General features: G+C 48.1%; 27 protein-coding genes. 5 read left to right on the top strand and 22 right to left on the bottom strand.

Annotated elements, in window-relative coordinates; translation table 11 throughout:
* Positions 1–65 precede the first annotated feature (65 nt).
* Positions 66–1,007, bottom strand: coding sequence for a chemotaxis protein CheV (locus tag LGV68_RS01075; RefSeq protein ID WP_252536046.1), 942 nt, complete (start codon positions 1,005–1,007; stop codon positions 66–68).
* Between the two features lie 117 nt (positions 1,008–1,124).
* Positions 1,125–2,348: an ROK family protein gene (locus tag LGV68_RS01070; protein WP_020329890.1), complete on the bottom strand. Its 1,224-nt coding sequence runs from the start codon at positions 2,346–2,348 to the stop codon at positions 1,125–1,127.
* Positions 2,349–2,639: 291 nt separating this feature from the next.
* Between LGV68_RS01070 and pyk the strand changes: the two genes are divergently transcribed.
* Entirely contained in the window at positions 2,640–4,085 is a 1,446-nt protein-coding gene (gene pyk, locus LGV68_RS01065; protein ID WP_020329889.1) for a pyruvate kinase, read from the top strand.
* A 56-nt stretch (positions 4,086–4,141) separates the two neighbouring features.
* On the opposite strand, the gene LGV68_RS01060 is transcribed toward pyk, so the two are convergent.
* Both LGV68_RS01060 and LGV68_RS01055 read right to left on the bottom strand, forming a co-directional pair.
* Positions 4,142–5,329, bottom strand: coding sequence for a DUF6363 domain-containing protein (locus LGV68_RS01060; protein WP_020329888.1), 1,188 nt, complete (start codon positions 5,327–5,329; stop codon positions 4,142–4,144).
* A gap of 18 nt (positions 5,330–5,347) precedes the next feature.
* Entirely contained in the window at positions 5,348–5,437 is a 90-nt protein-coding gene (locus LGV68_RS01055; RefSeq protein WP_032081448.1) for a YnhF family membrane protein, read from the bottom strand.
* Between the two features lie 134 nt (positions 5,438–5,571).
* Between LGV68_RS01055 and LGV68_RS01050 the strand changes: the two genes are divergently transcribed.
* The 3 genes from LGV68_RS01050 to LGV68_RS01040 all read left to right on the top strand — a co-directional run bounded on the left by LGV68_RS01050 (position 5,572) and on the right by LGV68_RS01040 (position 8,204).
* The gene (locus tag LGV68_RS01050) at positions 5,572–6,153 is read left to right on the top strand and encodes an outer membrane beta-barrel protein (RefSeq protein ID WP_024374738.1); all 582 of its coding nucleotides are present in this window, start codon (positions 5,572–5,574) and stop codon (positions 6,151–6,153) included.
* A 495-nt stretch (positions 6,154–6,648) separates the two neighbouring features.
* Positions 6,649–8,109 (top strand): sodium-dependent transporter, encoded by a 1,461-nt coding sequence (locus LGV68_RS01045; RefSeq protein ID WP_252536045.1) that lies wholly within the window; start codon positions 6,649–6,651, stop codon positions 8,107–8,109.
* Positions 8,109–8,204 carry a MetS family NSS transporter small subunit gene (locus LGV68_RS01040; RefSeq protein WP_104408473.1) on the top strand — a complete coding sequence of 32 codons (96 nt, stop codon included), beginning with the start codon at positions 8,109–8,111 and terminating at the stop codon, positions 8,202–8,204. Before LGV68_RS01045 ends, LGV68_RS01040 begins: the two co-directional genes overlap by 1 nt.
* A 56-nt stretch (positions 8,205–8,260) precedes the next feature.
* Here the strand turns inward: LGV68_RS01040 and LGV68_RS01035 are convergent, their stop codons facing one another.
* The 17 genes from LGV68_RS01035 to yceD all read right to left on the bottom strand — a co-directional run bounded on the left by LGV68_RS01035 (position 8,261) and on the right by yceD (position 23,669).
* A complete protein-coding gene (locus tag LGV68_RS01035; RefSeq protein WP_020329885.1) occupies positions 8,261–8,665 on the bottom strand; it encodes a hypothetical protein in 405 nt (134 codons plus the stop codon).
* Between the two features lie 190 nt (positions 8,666–8,855).
* The gene (ptsG, locus tag LGV68_RS01030; RefSeq protein WP_047462629.1) at positions 8,856–10,286 is read right to left on the bottom strand and encodes a PTS glucose transporter subunit IIBC; all 1,431 of its coding nucleotides are present in this window, start codon (positions 10,284–10,286) and stop codon (positions 8,856–8,858) included.
* Between the two features lie 316 nt (positions 10,287–10,602).
* Positions 10,603–11,064 (bottom strand): hypothetical protein, encoded by a 462-nt coding sequence (locus tag LGV68_RS01025; protein ID WP_020433344.1) that lies wholly within the window; start codon positions 11,062–11,064, stop codon positions 10,603–10,605.
* Positions 11,064–12,683, bottom strand: coding sequence for a PTS transporter subunit EIIC (locus tag LGV68_RS01020; RefSeq protein WP_143682593.1), 1,620 nt, complete (start codon positions 12,681–12,683; stop codon positions 11,064–11,066). The genes LGV68_RS01025 and LGV68_RS01020 overlap by 1 nt, the downstream gene beginning before the upstream one ends.
* Before the next feature lie 445 nt (positions 12,684–13,128).
* Entirely contained in the window at positions 13,129–13,896 is a 768-nt protein-coding gene (locus tag LGV68_RS01015) for a YchF/TatD family DNA exonuclease (RefSeq protein ID WP_020329881.1), read from the bottom strand.
* Positions 13,887–14,852 carry a DNA polymerase III subunit delta' gene (gene holB / locus LGV68_RS01010; RefSeq protein ID WP_222726386.1) on the bottom strand — a complete coding sequence of 322 codons (966 nt, stop codon included), beginning with the start codon at positions 14,850–14,852 and terminating at the stop codon, positions 13,887–13,889. The genes LGV68_RS01015 and holB overlap by 10 nt, the downstream gene beginning before the upstream one ends.
* A 9-nt stretch (positions 14,853–14,861) precedes the next feature.
* A complete protein-coding gene (gene tmk, locus LGV68_RS01005; protein WP_252536044.1) occupies positions 14,862–15,491 on the bottom strand; it encodes a dTMP kinase in 630 nt (209 codons plus the stop codon).
* The gene (mltG, locus tag LGV68_RS01000) at positions 15,491–16,504 is read right to left on the bottom strand and encodes an endolytic transglycosylase MltG (protein ID WP_061056269.1); all 1,014 of its coding nucleotides are present in this window, start codon (positions 16,502–16,504) and stop codon (positions 15,491–15,493) included. The genes tmk and mltG overlap by 1 nt, the downstream gene beginning before the upstream one ends.
* Entirely contained in the window at positions 16,501–17,304 is an 804-nt protein-coding gene (gene pabC, locus LGV68_RS00995; protein ID WP_047462641.1) for an aminodeoxychorismate lyase, read from the bottom strand. Before pabC ends, mltG begins: the two co-directional genes overlap by 4 nt.
* 85 nt (positions 17,305–17,389) lie before the next feature.
* On the bottom strand, positions 17,390–18,634 hold the full coding sequence (fabF, locus tag LGV68_RS00990; protein WP_024374329.1) for a beta-ketoacyl-ACP synthase II: 1,245 nt from the start codon (positions 18,632–18,634) through the stop codon (positions 17,390–17,392).
* A gap of 90 nt (positions 18,635–18,724) precedes the next feature.
* The gene (gene acpP, locus LGV68_RS00985; RefSeq protein ID WP_014204679.1) at positions 18,725–18,958 is read right to left on the bottom strand and encodes an acyl carrier protein; all 234 of its coding nucleotides are present in this window, start codon (positions 18,956–18,958) and stop codon (positions 18,725–18,727) included.
* Between the two features lie 233 nt (positions 18,959–19,191).
* Complete coding sequence (gene fabG / locus LGV68_RS00980) at positions 19,192–19,926, bottom strand: 3-oxoacyl-ACP reductase FabG (RefSeq protein ID WP_024374330.1); 735 nt, start codon at positions 19,924–19,926, stop codon at positions 19,192–19,194.
* Positions 19,927–19,953: 27 nt separating this feature from the next.
* A complete protein-coding gene (gene fabD, locus LGV68_RS00975; RefSeq protein WP_020433355.1) occupies positions 19,954–20,877 on the bottom strand; it encodes an ACP S-malonyltransferase in 924 nt (307 codons plus the stop codon).
* 74 nt (positions 20,878–20,951) lie between these two features.
* Entirely contained in the window at positions 20,952–21,902 is a 951-nt protein-coding gene (locus LGV68_RS00970) for a beta-ketoacyl-ACP synthase III (RefSeq protein ID WP_020329871.1), read from the bottom strand.
* Positions 21,903–21,907: 5 nt separating this feature from the next.
* A complete protein-coding gene (gene plsX, locus LGV68_RS00965) occupies positions 21,908–22,933 on the bottom strand; it encodes a phosphate acyltransferase PlsX (RefSeq protein WP_020329870.1) in 1,026 nt (341 codons plus the stop codon).
* A gap of 9 nt (positions 22,934–22,942) precedes the next feature.
* Positions 22,943–23,113, bottom strand: a complete 171-nt coding sequence (gene rpmF / locus LGV68_RS00960; protein ID WP_014204674.1) for a 50S ribosomal protein L32 — start codon at positions 23,111–23,113, stop codon at positions 22,943–22,945.
* 31 nt (positions 23,114–23,144) lie between these two features.
* The gene (gene yceD / locus LGV68_RS00955) at positions 23,145–23,669 is read right to left on the bottom strand and encodes a 23S rRNA accumulation protein YceD (protein ID WP_032080140.1); all 525 of its coding nucleotides are present in this window, start codon (positions 23,667–23,669) and stop codon (positions 23,145–23,147) included.
* Positions 23,670–23,816: 147 nt separating this feature from the next.
* On the opposite strand from yceD, the gene LGV68_RS00950 reads away from it, so the two are divergent.
* Positions 23,817–24,398 (top strand): nucleoside triphosphate pyrophosphatase, encoded by a 582-nt coding sequence (locus tag LGV68_RS00950; protein WP_202659893.1) that lies wholly within the window; start codon positions 23,817–23,819, stop codon positions 24,396–24,398.
* 45 nt (positions 24,399–24,443) lie between these two features.
* Here the strand turns inward: LGV68_RS00950 and rluC are convergent, their stop codons facing one another.
* A complete protein-coding gene (gene rluC / locus LGV68_RS00945; RefSeq protein ID WP_020329867.1) occupies positions 24,444–25,394 on the bottom strand; it encodes a 23S rRNA pseudouridine(955/2504/2580) synthase RluC in 951 nt (316 codons plus the stop codon).
* Positions 25,395–25,709 lie beyond the last annotated feature (315 nt).

Below are 25,709 nucleotides of genomic sequence, written 5' to 3'. Positions count from 1 at the left end.
AGCTTCACCGACAAAAAAAGCGCTGACAATTCAGCGCTTTTGAATGCAAGTTTACTTGGCTGTGATTAAAGAATTTCACGCATGCGATCTTGCACCGCTTCCACCAATCGGTCCGGCTGGAACTTGGAAATAAAACGGTTACAACCGACTTTCTGCACCATGGCTTCGTTAAAGCTGCCACTCAGAGAAGTATTGAGGGTAATAAACAGGTCCGCCATGCGCGGGTCGTTGCGCACTTCATGCGTCAGTTTATAGCCATCCATTTCCGGCATTTCGGCATCGGTGATCATCATCAGCAGCTCTTTGTTGATGTCTTTGCCTTTATCACACCAGCTTTTTAGTAACTTCAACGCTTCCAAGCCATCGCGACATTCGATGATATTCAGACCAAGCTGTGACAGCGTGCCTTTCACCTGGTTACGTGCGGTTGATGAGTCATCCACGATCAGAATATTACGTCCGACCATTTCATCCACCAGAGCAGGATCCAGCACTTCTTGTGAGATCGACACATCGTAATCGATGATCTCTGCCAGCACTTTTTCAACGTCGATAATTTCAACGATTTTAGTTTGGTCCTGCTCTTTGATTTGAGTAATCGCCGTCAGGTAGTTTGAACGTCCGGTCGATTTTGGTGGCGGCTGAATCTCGGTCCAAGCGGTATTGACGATATTACGCACCTGCCCGACCAGAAAGCCCTGCACGGTACGGTTATATTCGGTGATGATCAGATTTTGCTCGGGGTTTTCTAAACGCGAAGGCGGAAAACCAATCGCGCGGCGCAAATCGATAATCGGCACAGGATCACCACGTAACGACGCCACACCAGTAATGTTCGGGTGCGAACCCGGCATTTTGGTGGTTTTCGGCATCTTAATGACTTCCCGAACCTTAAATACGTTGATAGCAAAAATTTGGCGACTATTTAAGCTAAATAGCAACAATTCGAGGCGGTTTTCCCCTACCAGATTGGTACGCTGATCGACCGTATTTAAAATACCCGACATACAAAATCCCAAAAGTGAATAACGCTCTATAGCTAAACAGTATAGCTATCTTCGCGAATGGTAAATGTAACCTGAACGGCAAATGTAAACCGGAGAGAGGAAAAAACGAAGAAAAACTTACCCTTCAACCACTTTCATCAGCAACAAACCATCGTACAGCGCCTGTTTGATCAGTGCGGCACCGGGCATGGTCGCTTGCTTATAGAAACGCGATTCCACCAGTTGTAAATCCTGATGGTAAACCGGCAGGCTCTGCTCTTCGATGCAACGCTGAATCGCAGGATAGAGTACATTTTTCGCCTGATTGATGACGCCACCAATCAGCACTTTTTCCGGGTTGAACAGGTTAATCACAATCGCGATGGCCGAGCCGAGATAACGGCCCAGTGTTTCTACCACGTCGACCGCAAGCGGATCGCCTTCCGCGGCCGCGGCACAAATGTCTTCGATCGTAATGTCTTCGTGCGCTTTTTCGCTCAGCGACGAGGCTTCACCGGCAGCAAGGCGTTCTGCCACTTGTTCACGGATGGCCTGCGAACTGGCAACCGTTTCCAAACAGCCAATATTACCGCAATGGCAGCGTTTGCCATTCGGATCAATCTGAATGTGGCCCAGCTCCCCGATATTACCGTGACGACCTTGCAGCACGCGACCATCAAGAATGATCCCCGCCCCCAAACCGTGGTGAATTGAGATCAGTACTGAGTTGTCGACGTCTTGTGAATGACCAAACAGTTTTTCCGCCAATGCCCAAGCACGAGTGTCGTTGGCCACAAAGACCGGCAGGCCGGTCGCCTTATAAATCTCCGGCCCTAAAGCCAAGTTTGCCACATTGTAGTGTGGCATTTGCAGCACAATGCCCTGATCGGAATTCACCAAGCCAGGGAGCGTAATGGCAATGCTGGTGACGCGATCAAGCTGTGCAGCGTAAGTCTGGAAAAATTCGTCAATTTCAAACAGCAGTCGCTCTAATACATCATCCTGATCGATTTCGTGTATATCGATTTTGGTATCAATCAGTACATCGCCACCTAACTCATGGAGCGCTATGGTCAGGTAGCCACGTCCGAGACGCATGGAGAGAAATTGCCAGCCTTCATTGTTAGTTTGTAGCCCCACAGCAGGACGACCTCGGCTGATGGCTTCTTGGACGGTGGTTTCGTGTATCAGGTGAGCTTCAATCAATTCGCGGGTGATTTTGGTAATACTTGCTGGCGCAAGTTCACTTTCTTTCGACAGATCGATGCGGGATATGGGACCTTTTTGGTCTATGAGTTTATATACACGGCCAGCATTGACCTGTTTGATGTGATCAATATGGCCTGGTTGAGCCATGTACATGGGGCGCTCCAGAATTCAATAACCTGCCAATTTTTTTACTTTGCGAAGTAATTGTGAAGCAATTTGGTGAATAGCCGTGACAGGCATCACGCATATACGTGGAACTTTGTGTTTTCAGTCAAATAGTGATCCATCTATTCCCGGATTCAATACCAGCTGGTCAGTTATTTTTCGGCATTAATTATCTTGTTGCAAAGCGTAAATATCCTTCAGGGCTCCCAAACTCTTCAAATATCTTGCATATACTTAAGGAGTCTCAATTCCTCTGTCCGATCATTTCAGGAGATCAGAATGACCTCAGCATTAAGAAGAACAAAAATTGTCACGACTTTAGGGCCTTCAACAGACAAAGGAGAAACTCTGGAAGCGATCATCCGCGCGGGAGCCAACGTAGTACGTATGAACTTCTCGCACGGCTCAGCCGAAGATCACAAAGCCAGAGCGCAGAAAGTGCGCGAGATTGCCGCCAAGTTGGGAAAACACGTCGCGATTCTGGGCGACCTGCAAGGGCCGAAAATTCGTGTCTCGACCTTTAAAGAGGGCAAAATTGAACTTATCGAAGGTGAACGATTTGTACTGGATGCCGATCTGGCACCAGGCGAAGGGGATCAGGATGCTGTCGGTATTGATTACAAAAATCTGCCAAAAGATGTGCAACGTGAAGACATTCTACTGCTGGACGACGGCCGCGTACAACTACTGGTGGTTGCAGTCGAAGGCAGTAAAGTACACACCACCGTACTGGTTGGTGGTCCGTTATCAAATAACAAAGGCATCAACAAAAAAGGCGGCGGCCTGTCTGCCGATGCGCTGACAGAAAAAGACAAACGTGATATTCAGCTCGCCGCTGAAATCAAAGTGGATTATCTCGCCGTATCGTTCCCGCGCAACGGTGCGGATATGGATTATGCTCGCCGCCTGGCCCGCGATGCCGGCCTCGAAGCTCGACTGGTTGCCAAAGTCGAACGTGCGGAAACGGTCTCCTGTGACGAAAACATCGATGATATCGTACGAGCATCCGACGTAATCATGGTCGCTCGTGGTGATTTGGGGGTTGAAATCGGTGACCCGGAACTGATCGCCGTGCAGAAGAAACTGATTCACCGCGCCAAAGCGCTGAACCGCATTGTAATTACCGCGACACAGATGATGGAATCAATGATCGCAAACCCGATGCCGACGCGAGCCGAAGTGATGGACGTTGCCAACGCAGTATTGGATGGCACCGATGCCGTCATGCTGTCCGGTGAAACCGCCGCGGGCAAATACCCGGTTGAGACCGTCAAAGCGATGGCAGAAGTGTGCATCGGCGCAGAGAAGATGATTGAATCCAACCAACAGAACTATCGCATTGATCGCTCCTTTACCACCGCTGAAGAGACCGTTGCCATGTCAACCATCTATGCAGCCAACCATCTGGAAGGTGTTAAAGCGATGGTGACCCTGACCGAATCCGGGCGCACCTCACTGATGACTTCACGTCTCAACTCGGTGCTGCCGATTTTCGCGATGTCGCGGAATGAAAGTACCCTGAACCGCTGTGCACTCTATCGCGGGGTCATGCCGTTCTATTTTGACAGCAAAAATGGCACTGGCTTTGAAGTCGCACAAGCGGCGCTGGAAGCGCTGAAAGAGAAGAAACTCCTCGCCTTTGGCGATCTGGTGATCATCACCCAAGGTGACATTATGGAGGTCGAAGGTTCCACGAACTGTATGCGTATCTTACCTGTCCTCTGATTGCGAAACCGTAAAAGGCCTGTAAACCGGGCCTTTTTATTTATCGCTGTTGTCGCTTATTCACCATGATCCGGCATCGAAAGCGCATGTTGTTTCAACCGTTCCGACTTGAGCTCGCTGGCATCAAGATAGGTTTTAACAAAACGAAAACCGGCTTCCCGCCCAAGTTCATAATCGTGCATCAGGTCGTCTGTGCTGCTCAACAACGAACTGGATTTGAGCGGTTCACTGGGTGCTATCTGCACAATAAACGTATCATCCGGTGGCGTGCGCAGAAAATCACACGTCAACGAATACGTCTGGTAGTGCACCATCAGCATGTCTGCCAGACCTGAATCAAACTTATCGCCAATCAGGTGGCTTAAACGGTAGATATCATCAGCGCCAAACAGCCAACGACCACCGTTTAAAGTACCAAGATGTTTGTGCTCCATCTTCGCCAGCTTAGATTTCTCGATCTGCTGATAGAAGAAACTGTTCCAGTCATCTTTCCATTGGACGAGTTTGTTTTGCCACTGATTCTGAATGGTATTAAACGAATCCCGAAACCATTTCACGGGCTCATGTTGCGGTTCTATACGAATTGGCAATTCCGATTCATCTTCCAGATTCTCAGTACGAATCACGGCAATGAAGCGTGCTTCGCGGCGCCAGGCCTCCTGAACCGGAATCGAAGCCGACACGCCACCATCAATATAATGTTGATGAGCCAGTTCCACTTCATGAGGATACAAACGTGGGATTGCACAAGTCGCAATCAGCACGTTGCGCCAGTCCGGACCAAGAATCGGAAAATAGAAATCGCTCAATGTTCGGGTCGAGGTCACCGCTGCAAACGCTTTTCGCTGACCAAGCACCTGACGGCCCATGTCCAAATCCAATCGATACGGATAATCACAAATCTTATCCAGTGCCCAGTCGAGATTTAAATACTGCTTACGCCGAATGTAACTAAACAGGTGGAAAAACTGCGGGTCAGTGGTTAAGTCGACAATAAAAGACTTACCCAACTCAGGTTGACGACACAAAAACGAGCTGATGTTCAGCGCGCCCGCTGACGTGCCAAAGAATTCTTCGAATGGATCGAAATTGGACATCATAAAGGCATCAAACACACCGGCGGTAAAAATCCCTCGCTGCCCGCCACCTTGAGCGACCAACGCGTTTTTTCCGCCGATAAATTTGGAGAGCCGAGTTAAATCGACCCGAGAGTCCAATTCAGAAACAGTTCCACTATTAATCATAAGCAGAACCCTTATTGCTTAACTTGTAATGGCGATGAGTCCAAAGCCAATCAATACTGCAAACACGGTCACAACGACGCAAAGTGCAAATTTGAAATCGCGTTCCATACACCACCTCCTTCGTGATATCGAAGTAATAACAGTGGTGCGACCCATGTTCAAGAATTGCTGGTTTTTCGTGCACGATTATGAAGTTACTATCACAATTACTCAACTAGCCCAGAAAAATTTCGAGGTTTGTCATGCGTAATCGCTATTTTGTGCTTGTTGCTCTGTCGCTCGTTGCTCCTGTGAAAGCCGCCGTCTACCTTACACCGTTTGTTGGTTATACCGTCGGCGGCGAAGTGGAAGACAGCCAGGGCAATGCCTATGACGTTAAACCTTCGGCAAGCTTCGCGCTGGCAGCTGAGATCCCCTATCAAACGGGTCGTTTCGGCCTGCTTTATGCCACGCAGCAGACCGACATTGACAACATCAACCACAGCGCTGCGATGCACTACCTGCAATTTCAAAGCAGTTTGTACTACCCGATCGACGAGGCATTCTCGAGCTATCTGGGCTTAGGGGTTGGCGCATCGTATGCCGATGTCGACTGGGCAGAGAATAAATACGGATTTTCAGCCAGCATTTTTACCGGACTGGAATATCGCTTCACCTCCAACATTGCTCTCAACACTCAACTGCGCTGGTTGGGGACGGTTGTCGACAACGATACGAGTGCTGTCTGCACTTCGGGTGACTCCACCAGCAAATGTCTAATTCACTTTAAATCTGACTGGATGAATCAGTTTTCTGCCAATCTTGGGATGACGATTCACTTCTGATGACATTGCGCGAGGAAGGTCAAAAATTGGAGAGATTCACTGAGGAGTGTATATTTTTCAGTCATACGCACTTTCATTAAATACAGTTATATCAATTGCATTAAGAGTTCTGACCAGTCGATTAATTTATTGATTTAATAATTTAACAAACATATAACTAATTAAAGAGCAAAAAAACAACAAAGAGGCCAACAACGCAGAACAAAATCACGTTTACAATCTATTGCCTTGTGCGAAAGATCTCTGTAGTCTCGAAACCAATGCGTAGCTGATTATTTCAGATTTCGCAAACACACATCGTAAAACTAAGAACAATATTCTGAGTTTTCTGTCAGCTAATAATATTTAAAACTAACTTTTTGCTGATTCATGGATGATAGAGCAAATTTATAACAATCAGACCACATTCTGATTGGTTATCACCTATCATTATGAAATAAGCAGCATAAGCTACAGAAAAGCTTCATACCTCAGGGAGTTGTAAAGGAGTAATCTATGAAGCGAGAACAATGGGGATCCCGTGCCGGATTTATTCTGGCAGCAGTCGGATCTGCGATCGGTTTGGGTAACATCTGGCGTTTCCCATACATGGCCTACGAGAACGGCGGCGGCGCCTTTTTCATCCCTTACCTGTTTGCCATGATCACGGCAGGTATCCCGTTCATGATCCTAGAATTTTCTATGGGTCAGAAAAACCGCGGTTCTGCACCAGCCACTCTGGCACGCATCAATTCCAAGTTCGAATGGTTGGGTTGGTTCCAAGTTGGTGTTGCAGCGGTGATCGCCGTTTACTACGTGGCGGTTATCGGTTGGGCAATCTCTTATTTCGGCATGTCTTTCGAGCAAAGCTGGGGTACAGACACTAACGCTTTCTTCTTTAGTGATTATCTGGGTCTGGGTGACAACTCACCAACGAATCTGGGTGGCATTCAGTGGAAAATTGCCATTGCGATGACCATTGCTTGGGCAATCACTTATGCTGCTATCGTCGGCGGCGTGAAGTCCGGTATCGAGCGTGCATCGAAAATCATGATGCCAATCCTGTTCGTGATGGTTCTTCTTCTGATCGCTCGTATGATTTTCCTACCAGGTGCTCTGGATGGTGTGAACTACATGTTCGAACCTGATTTCAGCAAAATCTGGGATGTGAAAGTTTGGGCAGCGGCATACGGCCAGATCTTCTTTACCTTGAGTATCGGTTTCGCGATCATGCTGGCTTACTCTAGCTACCTGCCAGAGAAATCAGACATCACCAATAACGCGTTCATGACGGTACTGATCAACTGTGGCTTCTCAATTCTGGCCGGTATCATGATCTTCTCGGTTCTGGGCTACATGGCACAAGAACAGGGCAAGCCATTGACTGAAGTTGTATCTGCAGGTGTTGGTCTGGCGTTTGTGACTCTGCCAGCAGCAATCAACTTGTTGCCAGCGCCATACATCCTTGGCCCACTATTCTTCCTGGCACTAGTGGTTGCCGGCCTGAGCTCGCACATCTCTATCATGGAAGCGGTAACCTCTGCGGTTATCGACAAACTGGGTTGGAGCCGTAAGAAAGCTGCGAACATCGTGATTGGCGTAGGTTTCATCGTCTCAATGGCGTTTGCAACCAACGGCGGCCTGCTGCTGCTTGACTTGGTTGACCACTTCGCCAACAACGTGGGCATCATGGCAAGTTGTCTGGTTGAACTGGTTCTGATGACTTGGCTGATGAAGATCTCTGATGCACGTAAATACGTGAACTCCATTTCTGACTTCAGTGTGGGTGTGTGGTTCGATATCTGTCTGCGCTTTATCTCTCCAGTGATTCTGGCGATCATCGTGGCAACCAAACTAAGAACACTATTGACTGAAGGCTACGGTGGCTACGACCTGACTCTGGGTTGGGTCATGATTGCAGCTCTGTTCGTCATTGGTGTGGCGATCAACCTAACCAGCCGTAAGGAGAACTACTAATGACGACTAGTGCTATCGTAATGATGATTATCGGTTTAGGCATTACTTGGGGTGGCGCAGCCATCTGTATCAAGAAAGCAATGAATAAACAGTAATTCCTGAAAAGGAGTAAAAAAGCCGGCACGTATGCCGGCTTTTTTGTGTTCTGCGATTAGAAACGGTAGGTAATACCCAGCGCCGCTCCCAGTTGCAATTCTGGACCTGAGTGCAAGTTGAGCTCAGGGTGCACCTGACCATACAGATTGAAGTTTTGGTTGATCTGCCAGTCCAAACCAAGTGGAACGCGCACACCAAAGTCATCATCCCATTCAGCCCAGCCGCCCGCGCCAACATACCAATCAAAAGGTACATTCGGGTTATTAAAGCTGCCGCGTTGAATAATGTAATCAAACGCTGCGCCATCATTTCCCAGAGTAAAACGGTATTGGTTGTTCACTTCCAGAACTGCGCTCAGTTGTTGGTCCACTGCCATGCCGACTTTCAGGCTGTTACCCTGCTGCGCAAAAGCCGTCAGCGGCAATCCCAAAAGCAGTGCCGTCATCCCTAATGTCTTCATATATTCATTTCCTGTATAGGTTTTGATGTCGGAACAAACTTTAGCCGAATGGCGTGGTTCCTATGTCAATCCAGAGTAAGGGGAAATCAAAGCTATTGTTGAAATGGCCAGACTTGACGGCCCGACACCAGAAAAAATAAAAGGAGACTACAGAGTCTCCTTTTACTTGAGGGTAATGAAAGAGTCGTGATTAACCGTGGTTACGGATCCACTCATCCATTTCGGTTTTCAGATTATCGGACTTAGTACCAAAAATAGCCTGTACGCCTCCTGAAACTACAACCACACCTGCGGCGCCGAGTTTTTTCAGTTTGTCCTGATCAACTTGCTCGGTATCGGCAACGGATACGCGCAGGCGAGTGATACAGGCATCCAGGTTAGTAATGTTGGCTTTACCACCGAATGCCGCCACCAACTCACCAGCCAGCTCCGTGCCTTGCGCGGAAGATTCATCTGCCGCTTCATCTTCACGACCCGGCGTTTTCAGATCCAACGCTCGAATAACAAAAGTAAACACCACGTAGTACAGCACAGCATAGGCAACACCCAAACCCACCAACATTGGCATGTTCTCGGCGCGTGGCGACTGAACAACAAAGTCAATGAAACCGTTCGAGAAGGTATGACCATGTACCACACCCAGCGAATTGGTCAGCACATAAGCCAGACCAGCCAACACCGCGTGAATACCGTACAGGACCGGCGCGATGAACAGGAACGAAAACTCGATAGGTTCAGTAATACCAGTCAGGAATGAAGTCAGCGCCGCTGATGCCATGATACCCATCACTTTGGCGCGGTTCTCTGGTTTGGCACAGTGCGCAATAGCAAACGCGGCAGCCGGCAGACCAAACATTTTGAACAGATAACCACCCGCAAGCTGACCAAAACCATTCCCTGCAGCGCGAGATGCATCGTCCGCCGTCAGGAAACACGTCATGATGCCGTGTACGGTTTCACCTGCACCGTTGACACACGTGCCCGCTTCGTAGAAGAAAGGAACGTTCCAGATGTGATGGAGACCAAATGGGATAAGAGAACGTTCAACCACACCGTAAATACCAAACGCCAGAACCGGGTTCTGATGTGCGGCCCAATCTGAGAATGTCGCGATAGCGGCGCCGATGGGTGGCCAGATAAAAGAAAGAATGACACCCAGAACAATCGACAGGAAACCCGTAATAATCGGCACGGCGCGTTTACCTGCGAAGAAACCGAGATACTCGGGTAATTGAATTTTATAGAAACGGTTAAATGCCCAGGCAGCGACGCCACCAGCAAGGATACCGCCCAGCACACCCGTATCGATTTTCTCGACGCCCATCGCCATCGCCATCACTTTCAGTGTCGCGACCATGATGCCGTAACCTACGATGGCGGAAAGTCCGGATACACCGTCGTTATTAGTGAAACCTAATGCTACACCTACGGCAAACAGCAATGCCATCTGCCCAAATACCGAGCCGCCCGCTTGCTCCATCAAATTCGAAACAATATCCGGCAGCCAGCTGAAATTGGCAGCACCGACCCCAAGCAAAATACCCGCAACTGGGAGCACCGATACTGGAAGCATCAGCGCCTTACCCACTTTTTGCAGGTTAGCAAAAGCGTTCTTAAACATGTTTATGCTCCTGATTAACTTATTGGAATAAATGGGTTCTAACGGCATACCCCCGTAGCCTAAATGTTAGCACCCAATAGAAATGTAACCACTCGGGGATTATATTTTTCGTCTCTAAATATAGTTTGATAACACTCAAACTTTATTCACTATGCCGAGCATTTGTTACAGAAATCTCTGTCAGGTCTATTTAGGCGACGATATTAGGTTTAAAAGATGCGGAATAAGGACAATGGAATACAGGGGACATTCCTATTTAGGAACGAGAGTAACAGGGGCATAAAAAAGCCCGCATAAAATGCGGGCTGTTCATTCATTAGTGCTCTAGCCTTTTTCGTGCTCGGGTTTCATGCAGAGGCTCAACGTCATACATGTAGAGTTGAATGGCCGAATAGGCCGCATACAAACCCAGTGTGGCACAGAAAAAAACAATCTTCTCTTTTTCGCGAGATAGGTAAGTCGACAAATCCTTAGGCTTTATCCACTGACCACTGTCGACTCGCAGCAGATATTTTCCCAGAGACTTCCCTATCAGGTTAAAACAGATAGCACCGAAACCGAGATATATGCCGATAAAGACCAACAGCATCAGCAGTACAATCAGTAACAGGACAGGCAACGCCATCGTATCGTTTAGCGATAGACCTCCAGTTTTTTCACTGAAGAGCCCTGTTACGACTGCCAGCAGAACCGTCACCACCACCTGAGTGAACATCTTCGCCACCATGGCATCGATGATAAAGGCACCGGTTCTTCTGAATTTGTCACCAATACTCATTACTTACCAAGCAGAGAGTTGATTTGAGCTTTGTAACCTGCAGCTTCAGCGCCGTAGATTGCCTGGATACCAGTGTCGCCAACTTTAACCAGACCGCGAGCACCCAGCTCTTGAGTCCAGTAATCGTTACCTTTCACTTGTGCACCATCTTTAACAGTGATACGCAGACGAGTGATACATGCATCTACATCAACGATGTTTTCTGCGCCACCCAGAGCTTCGATCATGTCTTTTGCTTTCTGGTTGTCACCTGCTGAACCGCTTTTCGCTGCGTGGTAATCTTTCTTAGATACTACCGCTACTGCGCTGCCTTTACGACCTGGAGTTTTCACGTCGAACTTGATGATGAACCAACGGAATACGAAGAAGTAAACGAATGCGTAAGCGATACCCACTAGAGGGATGAAGTACCAGTGGTTTTCAACACCGGTTAAGCCTGGAAGCATACCGAACAGGGTAAAGTCGATGAAACCGCCACTGAATGTCATACCAACTTTAACGTTCAGCATATCCATCAACATGAATGACAGACCAGCTAGAGGAACGTGAATCGCGTAGTACAGCGCTGGAGCCAGGAACAGGAATGTGAATTCGATTGGCTCAGTAATACCAGTCAGGAATGCAGTCAGAGCAACAGAGAACAACAGACCACCTGCCGCTTTCTTGTTCTCATCATCAGCCAGTGTGTACATCGCGTACGCTGCTGCTGGCAGACCGAACATCATGAATGGGAATTTACCAGTCATGAAGTTAGTTGAAGTGAATTGCGAGAAGTCACCCGTTGCCAGAGAAGCAAAGAAGATGTTCTGAGTACCTTTAACCACTTCACCAGCGATTTGAGCAGTACCACCGATCTCTGTCTGCCATAGTGGCAGGTAGAATACGTGGTGCAGACCAACAGGAATCAGAGAACGTTCGATGATACCGAAGATCAGAGACGCAATGTAACCGTGACCAGATGCAGTCATTTCACCCAGAGCAGCACCGATTGCACCGAATGCAGCACCGAAGAAAGGCCAGATGAAAGTCAGTACGATACCGTAGAACAGTGCAGCAAATGCACTGATGATCGGAACGAAACGCGCGCCACCAAAGAAGCCTAGGTAATCAGGCAGTTTTGCGTCGTGGTATTTGTTGTGAAGAACAACAGTAACTGCACCTGCAATCAGACCACCAAATACACCCATACTCAGAGTGTTGGAGATACCCAGCATATCTGCCAGTACGCCCGGGTATTCGCTACCCATCAGTACTACAGTGTTGGTATCCAGGTTGATCATGCTTGCTACAACCAGAGTCTTAGCAATCGCCACGTTCATTACTAGGTAAGAAATCAGCGCTGCCAGTGCCGCAGCACCTTTCTCTGCACGAGCGAAACCTACAGCAATCGCCAGAGCGAACATAACAGGAAGGTTAGCGAATACGATACCGCCCGCTGCTGTCATAATTTGTAGGAAGCTGTTCAGAACAGTTCCGTCTTGAAGCACACCGATGTTGTACGCTTCGATCATTGTAGGGTTGGTAAAGCTCCCCCCGATACCCAGCATGATACCCGCTGCAGGCAGCAGTGCGATGGGTAACATAATGGATTGTGAAAGTTTACTAAAGAAACCTTTCATACATTTATGCTCCTGATAAAGTTATTAGAATTGTTGAGTTCTGACGGCACACCCCCGTAGCCATAGTGTCAGTGCTCAATGAAAATGTAACACAATATGCATTATATTTTTCGGCTCTAAATATATATTGATGCCCCTCAAGCTTTCTAGTTTGGAATGAAATTTAGTTTCAAAGTAATAGACAGATCACAATCCCCCGGCTCCTTTGAAATCCTTTACATTTCATCTATCTATCTGTTTTTATTGATATAAAAATTACTAAACATTAATTTTGCTTAGTGAATAAATTCGATCGCATTGTTATTTTTCGTAACAAAATTACACAAGGATGAATTTGAGCCACATTTTCAACATTTTTCGTAAACAAGCGCGATTTTTAGCTTACTCAGAATAAATAATAGAAAAAAAGAGAGCTCACGCTCTCTTTTTAGCCAAAGTTTTCTTTCTATCGCAAAAAAAGATTGTGGTAGTTTTGGGTGGTTTTTTCAGCAACTTCGCTTAATGAAACCCCTTTCAGTTGCGATATATACGCAGCAACCTCGACCACATAGGCTGGCTGATTCTGTTTTCCTCGGTGCGGAACCGGGGCAAGATACGGAGAATCCGTTTCGATCAACAGGCGATCCAACGGCAGTTGTTTCACCACGTCTTTCAGCTCTGTGGCTTGACGAAACGTCACGATCCCAGAGATCGAGATGTAAAAGCCGAGATCCATCGCCGCTTGTGCAAAAGGCAGATCTTCCGTAAAACAGTGAATCACGCCACCACATTGATCCGCACCACCTCTACGCAACATGTCCAGGGTATCCTGACGCGCATTACGGGTATGGATAATCAATGGTTTGTTGAGTGCAACCGCGGTGTCTATCTGCTGAGAAAAACGCAGCTTCTGAAGTTCTGCCGTTTCCGGTTGGTAGTGGTAGTCCAAGCCAGTTTCACCAATCGCGACTACTTTCGGGTGCTTGGCGTACTCGTGAAAACGATCCAGTTCAAAATCGCTCTCCACATCCAGCGGATGCACGCCACAAGAAGCGTGAACATTATCAAACGGAGTAATCATCTCCAGCATGTCCGGGAATGAGTCTAACGTCACACCCACTGACAGCAGCTGCTTCACGTTAGCCTGACGTGCTTTTTCAATCACATCTTCAATGCCGTTGTGTAAATCCTGATAATCGAGTTTGTCCAGGTGACAGTGTGAATCTACAAACATGCTTCCTCATTAAATTTCAGTAACCAATCGGTGATCATCAGCTCGCTGTTTAAGCCGCTGAAAACACGCAGTTGTTCAGACAGTTTAGCCAATGCTTCGGTCTGCTGCTGCAAAAGCGCGAAGCTGCAAGCCTTGGCGACGGCCAGGCAACCTGGCGTCATATGGTTTTGTGCCAGACTAAAGTGCGCTTTCTGGGCATCCGTCATCAGATACCACAACCAGTTTAAGCGGCTCTGCGGCTCACTGGCCGCGAGTTTGGCACATTCTAGTTGGCTGAGTATGTCGCCTTGAATTGCCTGAATAAACTTCGCTTCCAGTTCCTGATATTGTTTCATACCACCGGACGCAATGAATTCTCGGGTCAGCAGCGGCGCATTGCCATGAATGTGTGAAGCAAACGCGGGCACATCCTGTTGCAGTTCTCCCGCCAACCACTCCGCTACCAACGATGCAGACGGTTCTGCCACTGTGATTTGCTGGCAGCGGCTGACAATCGTCGACAACAAATGATTGATACGTGAGGTCAGCAGCACAAAAACACACTTTTCTGCCGGTTCTTCCAATGTTTTCAGCAATGCGTTCGCCGCCGATTCATTCATCGCTTCAGCGGGCTCAATCACAATCAGGCGATAACCTGACAACTGTGAGGATTCCTGCGCCAAGCGATTACATTGACGAACCTGGTCAACACTGATGGTTCGCCCCTCTTTTTCCGGGCGAACAAGATGATAGTCGGGATGACTCCCCGACTGCATCAGATCGCAGCCGTGACAAAAGCCGCAGGGCTCACTGCTGTGGGTCTGACACATCAGTGCGCGGGCAAATTGCTCCGCCATTTGAAATGTGCCAAGTCCGGCTGGCGCTGAAATCAGAGTGGCCGAAGCAAAGCTCTGCTCATCCAGACGCTGCTTCCAGCTTTGCCAAGCGTCCGCTAACCAAGGATAGATGTGTTGCATGGTGATTCCTTAAGCGCTCTGCAACCAGTTTTCCAGCGCTTGCTTGATATCGTGCGTAACCTGCTCAATGGTCTGCTCTGCATTGATGGTCACCACGGAGTCATCAGCGGCGGCCAACTCCAAATAACGCTCACGAGTACGCTCAAAAAAACTGATGTCCATCTTTTCGATGCGATCGAGTTCACCACGGCCACGGGCACGTTCCAAGCCGACTTTCGGATCGATATCCAGATAGAGTGTAAAATCGGGCTTAAATGCGCCGAGTGTGGTTTGTTTGAGGCTTTGCATGGTTTCACGTGCGATCTGGCGACCACCGCCTTGATAAGCCTGAGAAGACATGTCATGGCGGTCACCCACCACCCACTGTCCCTGTTTTAACGCAGGTTTTATGACGTTCTCGACCAATTGAACGCGCGCCGCATACATCAGCAGCAGTTCGGTCATATCCTGCAGAACTTCACCTTCATGCTCTTCTTTCACCAGCGCGCGCATTTTTTCTGCCAGCACTGTGCCGCCCGGCTCACGCGTGCGTGTGATGTTCTCAATGCCATGGGCATGGAGTGTCTCAACGACCTCTTGAATAGCCGTACTCTTACCTGCGCCCTCAAGGCCTTCTACTACGATATATTTTGAATTCATTACTGTTGTCTGAGCTGTTTTAAGTAAGCGCGTACCGCGCGGTTATGTTCTGTAAGATTCTTTGAAAACACATGACCTCCGTTTCCACTGGCGACGAAATAAAGATACGCGCTCTGCTCTGGATTCAATGCGGCGCGAATCGACGCTTCGCCAGGCATCGCAATCGGCGTTGGCGGCAATCCATTGATCACGTAGGTGTTGTACGGTGTTGGTGCACGCAGATCCTTTTTACGAATGTTGCCGTCGTAATTATCGCCCATACCGTAAATCACGGTTGGGTCTGTCTGCAGGCGCATTCTTTTATTGAGGCGATTGACGAACACCGACGCAATGCGTTCACGTTCCGATTCCACCGCGGTCTCTTTCTCAATGATTGAAGCCAGAATCAGTGCTTGGTATGGGGACGTCAACGGCAGATTTTCCTGACGGGTTTCCCAAGCACTATTGAGAATGCCTTCCAACTTGCGGTGGGCACGCTTGAGAATATCGAGATCGCTGACCCCTTTAGTGAAATGATAGGTTTCCGCCAGAAACAGCCCTTCGAGTTTTGACTGCTCAATGCCCAATTGTTTGGCAATGTCCGCTTCCGAACTTTCGGTTAACGTATGCTTGAGCTGTTCATTTTGTTCAAGGATCGCCATCCATTCGCTAAAGCGGCTGCCTTCTACAAACGTAATCGCGAACTGATGCTCTTTGCCCGAAACCAACAATTTCAGCGCTTGTGCCAGCTTCATATCAGGCATCAGCTGATAAGTACCCGCTTTAATCTGTGTCAGTTCCGGATGGAAACGACGAACCAGTTTTTCAGCAAACTGAGAGTCTATCCAGCCATGTTTGGTCATGAGGGACAGTGCGCCATTGAGGCTAGTGCCTGACGGGATCGTCACCAGTTGTTCGCTTTGAATATCGAGAGGTTGTGACAAGTAAACATCCACTTGTTTAGTCACATAGAAGTACCCCACGGCTGCCAGAGCCAATAAGGTAAATAGCAGTGAAACGAGTTTTTTAATCACGAATTAAAGCTCTCCTGAAATCGTCGTGTGTAAAAACCGATGGAATAGTGCTGCCCGGCAAGCGCCGTTACCGGTGCGACTTCCATAATCGCATTAGAAATAAATACTTCGTCGGCATTGTCGAGATGGTCGAGCTCAAACTCACCAATCACCACTTTCAAACCGAACTTCGGAGCATCCTGAATAATAAGCCGCCGCGCAATACCAGACACGCCGGCATTATCGAGACTCGGCGTATACAACGTTTCCCCTTTTATCCAGAACAAGTTTGCCATGGTGGTTTCCACTAGATGGCCGTGAATATCCAGACAAACACCATCAGCAAACCCTGCTCTGTCCATTTCCCCTTTCAACAATACCTGCTCCAGACGGTTGTTGTGTTTGTGTCCGGCCAATAATGGATTGATACCCATACGATGGTGACACACGCCAAGGTGAAGTCCGTGTTGCTGCCAATCAGCATAGTGACCAGGGAAAGCAAAGTTGCTAATAGTAACATTGGGCTGAGTTAAATGCGCGGGACTGTAACCACGTCCGCCTTCACCTCGGCTGATGTGCAATTTAAGACCAGCTCTTTCGTCACCCAGGATTGCAGCGTCCAGCCAGGAACGAATTTGTGCCCAGTCAGGCAGAGGAATGTCTAACAGATTCAGGCAGGCTTCCATGCGCTCAATATGATATGGCCAATGCTGAATGTCGCTCTGCTTAGTCAGGATGGTGGTAAAACAGCCATCACCATATTGGAAAGAGCGATCTGCGATTGCGACCGTGTCACGGGGTTCACCGTTGTGCCAGAACATTTTTCTTCTCCCTGAAAAAAGAAACGGCTTAATGCTAAGCATCAAGCCGTTTCAACTCAAGTAAAGTTCAATGAAAGTGCGGTGATTATACGCGCTTGAAGATCAGTGAACCGTTTGTGCCACCAAAGCCAAACGAGTTACACATCGCGTATTCCATGCCTTCCACTTTACGTGCTGTGTGCGGAACCAGATCCACGCCCAGACCTTCTTCTGGATTATCCAGGTTGATGGTTGGCGGAACGATTTGGTCGACCAGCGACAACACCGTAATGATAGCTTCAACCGAACCGGCGGCACCCAATAGGTGACCCGTCATTGATTTGGTAGAAGAGATCAGAACTTGTTTTGCACCGTCTTCGCCCAGAGCGCGTTTGATACCTTTCACTTCCGCTACGTCACCCGCTGGAGTAGACGTACCGTGCGCGTTCACGTAGCCGATTTGAGTACCTGCTACTGCTGCATCACGCATCGCTGCTTCCATTGCCAGTGCGCCACCCGAACCATCTTCACTTGGTGAAGTCATGTGGTAAGCGTCACCAGACATACCGAAGCCTACGATTTCTGCGTAGATTTTCGCGCCACGCGCTTTCGCGTGTTCGTATTCTTCCAGAACCATCACGCCTGCACCGTCACCCAAAACAAAACCATCACGGTCTTTGTCCCATGGACGAGAAGCTTTTGTTGGCTCATCATTGCGTGTAGACAGTGCTTTCGCCGCACCAAAGCCAGCCATACCCAGAGGGGTTGACGCTTTTTCGCTACCGCCTGCAACCATCGCTTCCGCATCACCGTATGCAATCATACGAGCTGCGTGACCGATGTTGTGTAAACCTGTAGTACATGCAGTTGAAATCGCGATGTTAGGACCACGAAGACCACGCATGATAGATAGGTTACCCGCAACCATGTTCACGATGGTTGAAGGTACGAAGAACGGGCTCACTTTACGTGGACCTTTCTCCATAAGCGCCTGATGACCTGTTTCGATCAAATCAAGACCACCGATACCAGAGCCGATTGCAACACCGACGCGTGGAGCGTTTTCTTCAGTGATTACCAGACCAGAATCGTCTAGCGCTTGGATACCCGCCGCAATACCGTACTGGATAAACAAATCCATTTTACGGGCATCTTTTTTAGACATGTACTCTTCGCAGTTAAAATCTTTTACCAGACCTGCGAAACGAGTTGAGAAATTTGTTGTATCAAAGTGTTCGATATTCACGATACCACTTTGACCAGCTAGCAGGGCTTTCCAAGAAGATTCTACAGTGTTGCCTACCGGTGACAACATACCCATGCCAGTGACAACGACACGACGCTTGGACACGATCATATTCTCCGGAAATGAAAATTCTATGAGAGATTATAGATGAGTGAGAAAAACTCAGGCGGCCAGAGGGCCGCCTGGGGAGAGACATTACTGAGCGCTGTTTACGTAATCGATCGCAGCTTGAACAGTAGTGATTTTCTCTGCTTCTTCATCAGGAATCTCAGTGTCGAATTCTTCTTCCAGAGCCATAACAAGCTCAACAGTGTCCAGAGAATCCGCACCTAGGTCTTCAACGAAAGAAGCTTCGTTTTTAACTTCTGCTTCGTCTACGCCTAGCTGTTCAACGATGATTTTCTTTACGCGTTCTTCGATGTTGCTCATTTTTCTTTTCCTTTACAGATTTCGCCTAATGCGATGATTCCGTAGTTTATTCGAACTAGTGAAAGTTGCAAGGGGGACCTTGCTGGTCAAACCACAAATTTGGCGATTTTAACCGAAATTCACACCATTTTTGACATATATCATGCACAAATCTTGCGCATTTCACTGACAAGTTTTGGACGAAGTCAACATTTTACTAAACCAGTTTCGTTCATTTCGCCCCAAACTTGGCCTTAAACCATGTACATTCCGCCGTTAACGTGCAGAGTTTCACCAGTAATGTACGCTGCTTCCGGAGATGCCAGGAATGCAACCGCAGATGCGATTTCACGTGGATCACCCAGACGACCTGCTGGCACTTGTGCTAGTGTAGCAGTACGTTGGTCGTCATTCAGCGCTTTTGTCATATCCGTTTCGATGAAACCTGGTGCAACTGTGTTCACAGTCACGCCACGGGATGCAACTTCACGCGCCATTGACTTGGTAAAGCCAATTACGCCCGCTTTTGCTGCTGCGTAGTTCGTTTGGCCAGCGTTGCCCATTGTACCGACAACAGAACCAACGTTGATGATACGACCTTGACGTTTTTTCATCATGCCACGTAGTACAGCTTTAGACAGACGGAAGATAGACGTCAAGTTAGTATCCAGGATATCGGTCCATTCGTCATCTTTCATGCGCATTAACAGGTTATCACGAGTGATACCTGCGTTGTTCACCAGAATATCGATGCCGCCAAATTCGTCGTTGATGCTTTTCAGCACAGACTCGATAGAGTCTACGTCTGTCACGTTCAACGCCAAACCTTTACCGTTATCGCCCAAGTACGCGCTGATTGCATCTGCACCGCTTTCACTGGTTGCCGTACCGATTACTGTGGCACCACGTTCAACCAATAGTTCCGCGATCGCTTTACCGATACCACGGCTTGCGCCAGTTACCAGAGCAACTTTGCCTTCCAGGTTCATGAAATTATTCATGTTTATTTCCTATTCTTACTTAACCGCTTCCAGTGAAGCGATGTCGTTCACTGCAGCTGCGTCTAGCGTTTTCACAATACGTTTAGTCAGACCAGTCAACACCTTGCCTGGGCCAACTTCAATTAGTTTTTCAATGCCTTGTTCTGCCATCTTCTCAACGCCTTCGGTCCAGCGAACTGGGCTGTGCAATTGACGAACCAACGCATCTTTGATTTTCGCTGGATCAGTTTCAGCGACTACATCAACGTTGTTGATAACAGGAATTTGTGGAGTGTTGAATGTCAGCGCTTCTAGCGCAACAGCCAATTTTTCAGCCGCTGGTTTCATCAGAGCACAATGTGAAGGTACAGAAACTGGCAGAGGCAGAGCACGTTTAGCGCCCGCTTCTTTACACAGTGCGCCAGCGCGTTCTACCGCATCTTTCTGGCCTGCGATCACCACCTGACCTGGTGAGTTAAAGTTCACAGGAGACACTACATCACCTTGCGCGGCTTCTTCACACGCTTTGGCAATAGCCGCATCATCCAGACCAATGATCGCGTACATTGCGCCTGTACCTGCTGGCACGGCTTCTTGCATCAGTTGACCACGCAGTTCAACCAGTTTGATCGCAGCTTTAAAATCAATCACACCAGCACAAACCAGTGCTGAGTATTCACCCAGACTGTGGCCTGCCAGCACTTCTGGCTGCTCCAGGCCCAGCTCCTGCCATACACGCCAGATAGCAACAGAAGACGCCAGCAGTGCAGGTTGAGTACGGAAAGTCTGGTTGAGATCTTCTGCAGGACCGTTCTGAACCAGAGCCCAAAGGTCGTAACCCAGTGCATCAGACGCTTCTGCAAAAGTTTGTTTAACTACATCATACTGTTCGCCAAGCTCGGCAAGCATACCAACTGCCTGAGAACCCTGACCTGGAAATACGATAGCAAACTTGCTCATTGTTTTTTTCCTTAACTAAGAATGAATAAGGAGTCTCGCGACTCCTTAAAGTCTAATTTATTATTGAGCGGGCGTTAGAACTTGACTAACGCAGAACCCCAGGTGAAACCACCACCAAAGGCTTCTAAAAGCAGAGTCTGACCACGTTTGATACGACCATCACGTACCGCTTCATCCAGTGCCGTTGGCACCGTCGCAGCGGAAGTATTACCATGACGGTCAAGCGTGATCACCACTTGATCCAGCGACATTGATAGCTTTTTCGCTGTCGCAGAAATAATTCGGTAGTTCGCCTGATGTGGCACCAACCAGTCTAGTTCAGACTTATGCATGTTGTTGGCAGCCAGAGTGTCTTTGACCAGTTTTGAAAGCTGAGTCACAGCTACTTTGAATACTTCGTTGCCTGCCATGTACAACCATTTGTCGACATCACCACCGCGCTCTGGCACTTCCAGGCTCAGTAGATCGCCGAATTCACCATCGGCGTAAATGTGGGTCGACAAAATACCTGGCTCTTCACTGGCACCAACCACCACGGCACCCGCACCATCACCAAAAAGAATGATAGTGGAACGATCCGTCGGGTCACAGGTTTTTGACAACGCATCAGAACCAATGACCAGCACGTTTTTGCACATGCCGGATTTGATATGCTGATCAGCCACCGACAAACCGTACATAAAGCCGGAACATGCCGCTGCAAGATCAAACGCCGGACAGCCTTTGATGCCCAGTTTCGCTTGAACCTGACAGGCTGAAGATGGAAACGTATGGCTGCTACTGGTTGTGGCAAGAATGATTAAGTCGATGTCGTTTTTATCAATGCCCGCCATTTCAATGGCGTTTTGCGCCGCGTAAAAGCCCATATCGGCTACGGTTTCATTTTCTGCGGCAATACGACGCTCACGAATACCGGTGCGCGTGACAATCCACTCATCACTTGTATCTACCATTTTCTCCAAATCTGCGTTAGTACGCACCTGAGATGGCAGGTAGCTGCCTGTACCTAAAATTTTGCTATACATGAAGACTAATAATGCCTCTCGAGTAAAACCGCTTCCAAACGATCGCTTATACGGCTGGGTACTTGTCGTTTCACTTCATGTACCGCTTCTGAAATTGCATTCACGACAGCGGATACATCAGCACTTCCATGACTTTTAATGACAATGCCGCGCAATCCTAGCAAACTTGCGCCGTTATACTGGTCGGGGTTCAATGTTTTTAGTTCAGTAAATAGCTCAGAAAACAGTTTTCTGGCAATCCAACCCTTTATGGATGAGGCTAAAAACTTACTTTTTAACTTATCGATAAAGAGTTGCGCAGTTCCTTCACACGTTTTCAGACATACGTTGCCGACAAAACCGTCACACACCACGACATCGGCGGTGTCTAACAGCAGTTGGTTACCTTCAATATAACCAATAAAATTCACGGCTTGTGTCTGATGGAGCATTTCTGCACAACGTTTGACAAGATCATTGCCTTTTATTTCCTCAGCACCGATATTGAGAATCGCAACTCGTGGCGGACGAGACAAATGCTGTTCTGCCAAAGCTGAGCCCATGACAGCAAACTGAAACAGCGAATCTGCATCACTGGAAACATTCGCTCCGAGGTCCAACATCCAGGTTCTGCCGCCGGACGCAGTAGGCAGCGCAGAAACTAACGCTGGTCTGTCGATACCTGGTAATAATTTAAGACGGAAACGAGAAAGCGCCATCAAGGCACCGGTATTGCCGGCGCTGACACAAGCATCAGCTTGCCCTTCTGCAACCAAATCGATCGCCATGCCCATAGAGCTGCCATGACTGTTGCGAAGCGCGAGAGAGGGTTTCTCTGAGTTAGAAATAACTCGGTCACTGTGCAAAATACTCAAACGAGTGTTTGCTTCGTAACCTAGAAGTGAAAGTTGACGGGCGATCATGGCCTGATCACCAACGAGGGTCACTTTTAGCTCTGGGAAATGCGACAGTGCCTGCACGGCGGCAGGCACTGTGACGCGAGGACCGAAATCCCCGCCCATTGCATCAAGTGCAACGGTTAAATTATGCAAAGGTCAACCTTACTTGTTGATAACCTTTTTGCCACGGTAGTAACCGTCAGCAGTCACGTTGTGACGTAGGTGAGTTTCACCTGAAGTCGCATCTACAGATAGAGCAGCTGTAGTAAGCGCATCGTGTGAACGACGCATACCACGGCGTGAACGTGTTTTACGGTTTTGTTGTACGGCCATTGACCCTACTCCTATGTTATTGCTTAAAGATTTACTTCTTTAAACTTTTTAAAACATCGAATGGATTCGGCTTGTCTTCCAACACTTCGTCTGGAAGTTCACCAAACACCATATTGTCTGAATTAACGCTACAATCCGCTTCGTCATGCATTGCTACCTGAGGCAGATTAATGATGAACTCGTCTTCAACTAGCTGAATCAGGTCAACCTCACCAAACTCGTTCAGATCTACCAAATCGTACTCGTCCGGAGCGTCTTCTTCACTTTTCGGCCCGAAATACGGGGTGTAAGTGAACTCGACCTCACACTCGTGTGTGAAAACCTCATTACAGCGTTGACACTCTAAATCGACTTCGATGTTAGCTTTACCAGAGATAACAACGAGTCGCTGTTCATCAAGCCCAAATGACAATGAAACTTGTGCGTCGCGTTTAACGCCTGCAGTTGATTCCTCTAAGCGCTTAAAAAGACTCATTTGGATGATGCCATCGTAGTCAAGTCGTTTTGAAGCTGCTTTCGCCGGATCAACTGATCGCGGTATTTTTACCTTTTGCATAGGGCGCGAATATTATCTTCCAAAATAGGTTTAGTCAAAGAAAAAGGCAAAAAAGTTAGTTTTTTTTCCCTTTCCGCTGAGAGCATTATGAACAGCCAGTTTACTTGAGATATGCTGCTGCCAAACTCGCGATAATTGTAAATTAAAATGCAAAATTACCAACTAGTTTTAGCGTCCACATCCCCATTTCGTCAGCAACTTCTGAGCAAACTACATCTGCCCTTTTCCACTGCGACACCAGATTGCGATGAAACTCCGCACGACGGGGAATCCCCTCAGCGACTGGTGCAACGTCTGGCAGAAGAAAAAGCCCGTTCATGTTCTGTGATTGCACCGAGTTTAGTGATTGGCTCTGACCAGGTTTGCGTGATCAACGGTCAAATCGTCGGTAAGCCACACACTCGAGCAAAAGCGATTGAACAACTACTCAGCCAGAGTGGTCAGGCGATCACTTTTTACACCGGATTAGCGCTGTACAACACTGAAACGGATCAGGCACAGGTTGTACTCGATACCTTTACTGTGCATTTTCGTCAGCTAAGCCGCGAAATGGCGACTCACTACGTCGATAGAGAACAACCTCTCAACTGTGCGGGCAGTTTTAAAAGCGAGGGACTGGGTATCGCTTTATTCGAGCGTTTGGAGGGCGATGACCCCAATACACTGGTTGGGCTTCCGCTGATCCAATTAGTCAAATTGCTGGAGAACGAATCCGTCTACGTATTGTAAACCCGCTTCAGACGAAAAGGCTTGTCGTGAGACAAGCCTTTTCGTTCATCCCGCCTGACGCATTTTCGCCAGTGCTTTTTCCAACTTGGCGTCGAGCGGTGCATTGATTTCCATCTTCTCACCGCTGGCAGGGTGAACAAACTGAATATTGGCCGCATGCAGGAATAAACGGTCTATGCCGAATTGCGCTGTGTAAGCATCAAAGCGGCGGTCACCATAACGGTCATCCCACGCAATCGGATGGCCAACATATTGAGTGTGAACACGAATCTGGTGGGTTCGGCCAGTGATTGGGCTTGCCTGGATCAGCGTTGCCTGAGGGAACTTTTCCAAAATTTTGAAGCGGGTTTCCGACGGCTTTCCATTCGGGTTGACACGCACAATACTGTTGACTTCGTTCTTCAGCAGCGGAGCGTTGACCACTTTGCAGCTGTTTTTCCACTCGCCCATCACGAGTGCGAAGTAATACTTCTGTACGGTTTTCTCTCGAAACTGGCTCTGTAACTGACGCAGTGCTGAACGCTTTTTGGCAATCAACAGAATGCCGGACGTATCGCGGTCAATGCGATGCACCAGTTCAAGAAAACGCGCTTGCGGACGCAGAGCTCGCATCGCTTCAATCGCGCCAAATTTCAACCCGCTGCCGCCGTGCACCGCTGTGCCTGACGGTTTGTTCAGTACCAACATATGGTCATCTTCATAGAGGATGCAATGCTCGAGCTCTGCAACTTTATTAAGCTTGGTGCTCGGTGCTGGTGCTTCGTCCTCTTTGATTTCCATCGTCACTGGTGGAACGCGTACGATATCGCCCGCTTCGAGTTTGTATTCCGCTTTGACGCGCTTTTTGTTCACGCGTACTTCGCCCTTGCGCAGAATTCGATAAACCACGCTTTTCGGGATAGTTTTTAATTGGTTGCGCAAAAAGTTATCAATGCGCTGACCAGCCATGTCTTCATCGATATCGATGAACTGGACTTCTGTTCTCATTTCGCTCATGGCGGCTATTCTAACCGTTATAGGATGAAATTCACATTTTTCTTCGTAACAGAAAAACGGCGTTTCAGCTTAAAATTCGCTCTAAATTGTTGAAAGTCACACCAATAGCACGCTTTGCACCGACAAATCGGCGTTGTTTTACTGATAGATTTCAAAACTTGTTTGCAATTTTCTCTGCGAATAATCAGCGTTCACTGACATTTTTTGTACAGAGTCTTAAAATTTTAAGCGCTTTCTAATAAAGCCGATTGCTGAGTTTACCAGTCGCTGCTATAGTTCACAGCTGCAATAATCGAACAGGTGATAAATTATTTT

Origin of the sequence: Vibrio sp. LQ2 (genome assembly GCF_023920125.1) — a bacterium.
Taxonomy (GTDB): domain Bacteria; phylum Pseudomonadota; class Gammaproteobacteria; order Enterobacterales; family Vibrionaceae; genus Vibrio; species Vibrio fluvialis.
This window is presented reverse-complemented; position numbering and strand designations above follow the sequence as displayed.

Excerpts from the sequence above, each read along its gene's own strand:
- LGV68_RS01075 (WP_252536046.1), bottom strand. The coding sequence starts at position 1,007 with ATGTCGGGTATTTTAAATACGGTCGATCAGCGTACCAATCTGGTAGGG.
- LGV68_RS01070 (WP_020329890.1), bottom strand. The coding sequence starts at position 2,348 with ATGTACATGGCTCAACCAGGCCATATTGATCACATCAAACAGGTCAAT.
- pyk (WP_020329889.1), top strand. The coding sequence starts at position 2,640 with ATGACCTCAGCATTAAGAAGAACAAAAATTGTCACGACTTTAGGGCCT.
- LGV68_RS01060 (WP_020329888.1), bottom strand. The coding sequence starts at position 5,329 with ATGATTAATAGTGGAACTGTTTCTGAATTGGACTCTCGGGTCGATTTA.
- LGV68_RS01055 (WP_032081448.1), bottom strand. The coding sequence starts at position 5,437 with ATGGAACGCGATTTCAAATTTGCACTTTGCGTCGTTGTGACCGTGTTT.
- LGV68_RS01050 (WP_024374738.1), top strand. The coding sequence starts at position 5,572 with ATGCGTAATCGCTATTTTGTGCTTGTTGCTCTGTCGCTCGTTGCTCCT.
- LGV68_RS01045 (WP_252536045.1), top strand. The coding sequence starts at position 6,649 with ATGAAGCGAGAACAATGGGGATCCCGTGCCGGATTTATTCTGGCAGCA.
- LGV68_RS01040 (WP_104408473.1), top strand. The coding sequence starts at position 8,109 with ATGACGACTAGTGCTATCGTAATGATGATTATCGGTTTAGGCATTACT.
- LGV68_RS01035 (WP_020329885.1), bottom strand. The coding sequence starts at position 8,665 with ATGAAGACATTAGGGATGACGGCACTGCTTTTGGGATTGCCGCTGACG.
- ptsG (WP_047462629.1), bottom strand. The coding sequence starts at position 10,286 with ATGTTTAAGAACGCTTTTGCTAACCTGCAAAAAGTGGGTAAGGCGCTG.
- LGV68_RS01025 (WP_020433344.1), bottom strand. The coding sequence starts at position 11,064 with ATGAGTATTGGTGACAAATTCAGAAGAACCGGTGCCTTTATCATCGAT.
- LGV68_RS01020 (WP_143682593.1), bottom strand. The coding sequence starts at position 12,683 with ATGAAAGGTTTCTTTAGTAAACTTTCACAATCCATTATGTTACCCATC.
- LGV68_RS01015 (WP_020329881.1), bottom strand. The coding sequence starts at position 13,896 with ATGTTTGTAGATTCACACTGTCACCTGGACAAACTCGATTATCAGGAT.
- holB (WP_222726386.1), bottom strand. The coding sequence starts at position 14,852 with ATGCAACACATCTATCCTTGGTTAGCGGACGCTTGGCAAAGCTGGAAG.
- tmk (WP_252536044.1), bottom strand. The coding sequence starts at position 15,491 with ATGAATTCAAAATATATCGTAGTAGAAGGCCTTGAGGGCGCAGGTAAG.
- pabC (WP_047462641.1), bottom strand. The coding sequence starts at position 17,304 with ATGTTCTGGCACAACGGTGAACCCCGTGACACGGTCGCAATCGCAGAT.
- acpP (WP_014204679.1), bottom strand. The coding sequence starts at position 18,958 with ATGAGCAACATCGAAGAACGCGTAAAGAAAATCATCGTTGAACAGCTA.
- fabG (WP_024374330.1), bottom strand. The coding sequence starts at position 19,926 with ATGAACCTGGAAGGCAAAGTTGCTCTGGTAACTGGCGCAAGCCGTGGT.
- fabD (WP_020433355.1), bottom strand. The coding sequence starts at position 20,877 with ATGAGCAAGTTTGCTATCGTATTTCCAGGTCAGGGTTCTCAGGCAGTT.
- LGV68_RS00970 (WP_020329871.1), bottom strand. The coding sequence starts at position 21,902 with ATGTATAGCAAAATTTTAGGTACAGGCAGCTACCTGCCATCTCAGGTG.
- rpmF (WP_014204674.1), bottom strand. The coding sequence starts at position 23,113 with ATGGCCGTACAACAAAACCGTAAAACACGTTCACGCCGTGGTATGCGT.
- yceD (WP_032080140.1), bottom strand. The coding sequence starts at position 23,669 with ATGCAAAAGGTAAAAATACCGCGATCAGTTGATCCGGCGAAAGCAGCT.
- LGV68_RS00950 (WP_202659893.1), top strand. The coding sequence starts at position 23,817 with ATGCAAAATTACCAACTAGTTTTAGCGTCCACATCCCCATTTCGTCAG.
- rluC (WP_020329867.1), bottom strand. The coding sequence starts at position 25,394 with ATGAGCGAAATGAGAACAGAAGTCCAGTTCATCGATATCGATGAAGAC.